Origin of the sequence: Mesorhizobium sp. M2A.F.Ca.ET.037.01.1.1 (assembly GCF_003998075.1) — a bacterium.
Classification (GTDB): domain Bacteria; phylum Pseudomonadota; class Alphaproteobacteria; order Rhizobiales; family Rhizobiaceae; genus Mesorhizobium.
In genome coordinates this window covers 1-3,534 of record NZ_RZSA01000730.1, presented here as the reverse complement: position 1 = coordinate 3,534, position 3,534 = coordinate 1, and the positions used below count along the sequence as shown (strand labels likewise).

Below are 3,534 nucleotides of genomic sequence, written 5' to 3'. Positions count from 1 at the left end.
TCCGGGGATTGTTCGGAAGCGCGGCCTCCTTCCCTGGCCTTGCGCTTGCCTGTCCCGAAGCCGCTTACGAGGCGCGGCTTTGGGGCAGGCCCCAGGATCCAACACCTGATCCAGCAGAGGCCCGCATGACGCATCTCACCCTCGACAAGATCAGCGTCCATTATGACGGCCAACTGGTGCCGGCGGTCGAGCGGGTTTCGCTCGACATTGCGAAGGGCGATTTCGTCGTGCTGGTCGGCCGTTCCGGCTGCGGCAAGACTTCGCTGCTCAACGTCGCCGCCGGCCTGGTCGAGCCCGCGGGCGGCCTGGCCACGGTGGACGGCCGGCCGATCACCGGGCCCGGCTCCGATCGTGCCGTGGTGTTCCAGAACGATGCGCTGTTCCCCTGGCTGACGGCGCGGGAAAATGTGGCCTTCGCGCTTAGGCTGCGCGGCGTCCCGGCCGATAGCAGAGCACGCCGCGCCGACGAATTGCTGTCGCTGGTCAAGCTCGCCGACGCCGGCGACAAGCGGATCTGGGAGCTTTCCGGCGGCATGCGCCAGCGCGTCGGCCTTGCCCGAGCCTTGGCCGCAGAACCCGAATTCCTTCTGCTCGACGAACCGCTCGGCGCGCTCGACGCGCTGACGCGTGAGCGCATGCAGACGACGCTGCTCGACCTGTGGGCAGCGGCCCAAGTCGGCGTGCTGATGGTGACGCACGGCATCGAGGAGGCGCTGGTGCTGGCGACCCGCATCGTCGTGTTGGCGCCCGGTCCAGGGCACGTGGTGCGGACTTTCGAAACGAATTTCGGCCGCCGCTACGCCGCCGGCGAGCCGATCCGCGCGATCAAGGCCGATCCCGGCTTCGCCGCGGCCCGCGCGGATCTGACCGACTCGATCTTCGAAGGAGAGGCGGCATGAGCGTGAGCACTTACAGCGAAAGGCCCGCCGCGAAGGCCGGCGAGACCGACGGGCTTTCCGTGCCATGGTCGCGGCCGCGACCGAAAAGGACGGTCGTATCGGCCAGGCTGGTCAGCGCGATCACCATCCTCGTGCTGCTCGCTGCCTGGACGGCGGCGTCCTCGCTGCAGCTGGTGTCGCCGGTTTTCCTGCCCTCGCCCGCCGCGGTCTGGGCAAAGTTCGTCATCGTTGTCCGCGACGGTTTCGTCGATGCCACATTGCTCCAGCACATCCTCGCGTCGCTCTGGCGTGTGTTTGCGGCGCTGATCGCGGCCATCCTCGTCGGCGTGCCGGTCGGCCTCGCCATCGGCATCAGCCGGATCGGGCGCGGCGTGTTCGACCCGCTGCTCGAATTCCTGCGTCCGATTCCGCCGCTCGCCTATCTGCCGCTGATCATCATCTGGTTCGGCATCGGCGAGCCGTCGAAGATCCTGGTGATCGCCATCGCCATGCTGGCGCCGGTGGCGCTGTCGACCGCCGCCGGCGTGCGCGGCGTTTCGCGCGAGCGCGTCGACGCGGCGCGGTCGCTCGGCGCCACGCGCGCCCAGGTCATCCGCCACGTGATCCTGCCCAGCGCCCTGCCTTCAATCCTCACCGGCCTGCGCATCGCGCTCGGCGCCGGTTGGTCGACGCTGGTCGCAGCCGAGCTGGTCGCGGCGACGCGGGGGCTCGGCTTCATGATCCAGTCGGCGGCGCAATTCCTGGTCACCGACGTGGTGGTGATGGGCATACTGGTGATCGCGATCATCGCTTTTGCGCTCGAATTCGTCATCCGCCGGATCGAGCGGGTGCTGGTGCCCTGGGCGGGACGGGAATGAGCTCAAGCGAAGGAGAAGGACGATGACCCATTCCACCGCAGTGCTGTTTGCGCATGTCGGCACATGGCTGTTGCGTCTGCCGCCGAGCGACAAACAGCAGGCAGACGAACCGAATTCGCCGACGCCGGTGCTGCTTGCCGGCGACCGCGATCGCCTGCCGCCGCGCGACGAGTGGGGGACGCCAGCGCTGGCGACTTCGTCATCCTAATGTCTGCGCCGCGTCGATTGGTTGAAGCCGCCCTCCCAACCTCGTCATTCTATGGCGGAGCAAGGAGCGAAGCGACGCGGCGCAGACCATAGAATCCATGCCGTGACTTGGAAGCGCCGCCACGGTGCAGAATTCTGCTCCGTTGCACGCCGTGGCGAAGGTAACGGCATGGATCGCGATGGGGGTTTCGGCCAATCTCCAACGCATGCCGCCCGCCAACGCAAACAGGGCCGACCGATCAAAATCCCTGTGCGGTCTCAACTAGGATGACGACACCCAGGGTTACGCGCAGAAAATAATTCCATGAAATCCGCCGAACTCGCAAGATCGTTTCTCTACTAGCTTTATAGATTTACCTAGCCTGACCTTATTCCAATCGCCCGGCAGTTCGGGACCAACGAAGGAGAGGGTCATGTTCAATCTGACGAGACGCGCATTCGGCGTCGGCCTGCTTACAGCGGCGGCCTTTGCCGCATCCTTTGGGACGACATCCTTCGCCGCCGCGCAGGACCTCAAGGCGTTCAACATCGGCTACCAGAAGACCGGCCTGCCGGTGATCGCCCGGCAGCAGCAGATCATCGAAAAGGCGCTGGCCGACAAGGGCGTGACGGTGAAGTGGGTCGAGTTCACTGCCGGCCCGCCGCTGGTGGAAGCCTTGAATGTCGGCGCCATCGATGTCGGCTGGACCGGCGACGCGCCGCCGATCTTCGGCCAGTCGGCCGGCGCCAACATCGTCTATGCGGCGGCGCTGCCCTCCAATGGCGAGGGCGAGGCGATCTTCGTCAAGCCGGCCTCGCCGATCCAGTCGTTGGCCGACCTCAAGGGCAAGCGCATCGGCGTCGGCAAGGGCACCAGCGCGCACAATCTGGTCGTTGCCGCCCTGGAGAAAGCCGGCATCCCCTTCGACCAAGTCACGCCCGTCTACCTCAGCCCCGCCGATGCGGCGGCCGCCTTCGCCAGCGACCAGATCGATGCATGGGCGGTGTGGGATCCGTTCTTCGCCATCGCTGAAACGCGCTACCAGCCGCGGGTGCTTGCCCGCTCCATCGACGTGCTCCAGGTCAACACCTATTTCCTCGCCAACAAGGATTTCGCGAAGGCGCATCCGGATTTCGTCTCGACGACGATCGCCGCGCTCGGCGACGCGGCGAAGTGGGCGGACCAGAACCGCGACAAGGTGGCCGAGGCGCTGCATGAGGTGACCGGCGTGCCGCTCGACGCGCAGACGATCGCCGCCAATCGCACCAAGTTCGGCATTTATCCGATCACCGCCGAGATCGTCGCCGGCCAGCAGGCGACCGCCGACCGCTTCTTCAAGCTCGGGCTGATCCCGAAAGCGGTGCGGATATCCGACGCCGTCTGGACCGCGCCGGGCAACTGATTTTCGTCCACGGCGCCGGGCGGCGAACGCCCGGCGCCGTCGTATTTTCTCCTGCCTTCTCCCAGGGTTCAGCCATGACCGCTTCAGCCAGCCCGCTCGATTTCTTCTGGTTCATCCCGACGCATGGCGACGGCTCCTATCTCGGTACCGAGAAGCAGCAGCGGCCGCCCGAGTTCGGCTATTTCAAGG

Annotated in this window: 4 protein-coding genes; all 4 read left to right on the top strand. The window is 66.3% G+C overall.

Features of this window, described 5'->3' with window-relative positions; translation table 11 throughout:
* Positions 1–125 precede the first annotated feature (125 nt).
* The 4 genes from EOA27_RS27870 to EOA27_RS27855 all read left to right on the top strand — a co-directional run bounded on the left by EOA27_RS27870 (position 126) and on the right by EOA27_RS27855 (position 3,345).
* Positions 126–899: a taurine ABC transporter ATP-binding protein gene (locus EOA27_RS27870; protein ID WP_126080330.1), complete on the top strand. Its 774-nt coding sequence runs from the start codon at positions 126–128 to the stop codon at positions 897–899.
* Entirely contained in the window at positions 896–1,756 is an 861-nt protein-coding gene (locus tag EOA27_RS27865) for an ABC transporter permease subunit (RefSeq protein ID WP_126080331.1), read from the top strand. Before EOA27_RS27870 ends, EOA27_RS27865 begins: the two co-directional genes overlap by 4 nt.
* Positions 1,757–1,778: 22 nt before the next feature.
* A complete protein-coding gene (locus tag EOA27_RS27860; protein WP_127257762.1) occupies positions 1,779–1,964 on the top strand; it encodes a hypothetical protein in 186 nt (61 codons plus the stop codon).
* 412 nt (positions 1,965–2,376) lie between these two features.
* Positions 2,377–3,345 carry a sulfonate ABC transporter substrate-binding protein gene (locus tag EOA27_RS27855; protein WP_126080333.1) on the top strand — a complete coding sequence of 323 codons (969 nt, stop codon included), beginning with the start codon at positions 2,377–2,379 and terminating at the stop codon, positions 3,343–3,345.
* Positions 3,346–3,534: the final 189 nt, after the last annotated feature.

What these genes read in the sequence shown, in the direction of transcription:
- EOA27_RS27870 (WP_126080330.1), top strand. Translation starts at nt 126, where the DNA reads ATGACGCATCTCACCCTCGACAAGATCAGCGTCCATTATGACGGCCAA.
- EOA27_RS27865 (WP_126080331.1), top strand. Translation starts at nt 896, where the DNA reads ATGAGCGTGAGCACTTACAGCGAAAGGCCCGCCGCGAAGGCCGGCGAG.
- EOA27_RS27860 (WP_127257762.1), top strand. Translation starts at nt 1,779, where the DNA reads ATGACCCATTCCACCGCAGTGCTGTTTGCGCATGTCGGCACATGGCTG.
- EOA27_RS27855 (WP_126080333.1), top strand. Translation starts at nt 2,377, where the DNA reads ATGTTCAATCTGACGAGACGCGCATTCGGCGTCGGCCTGCTTACAGCG.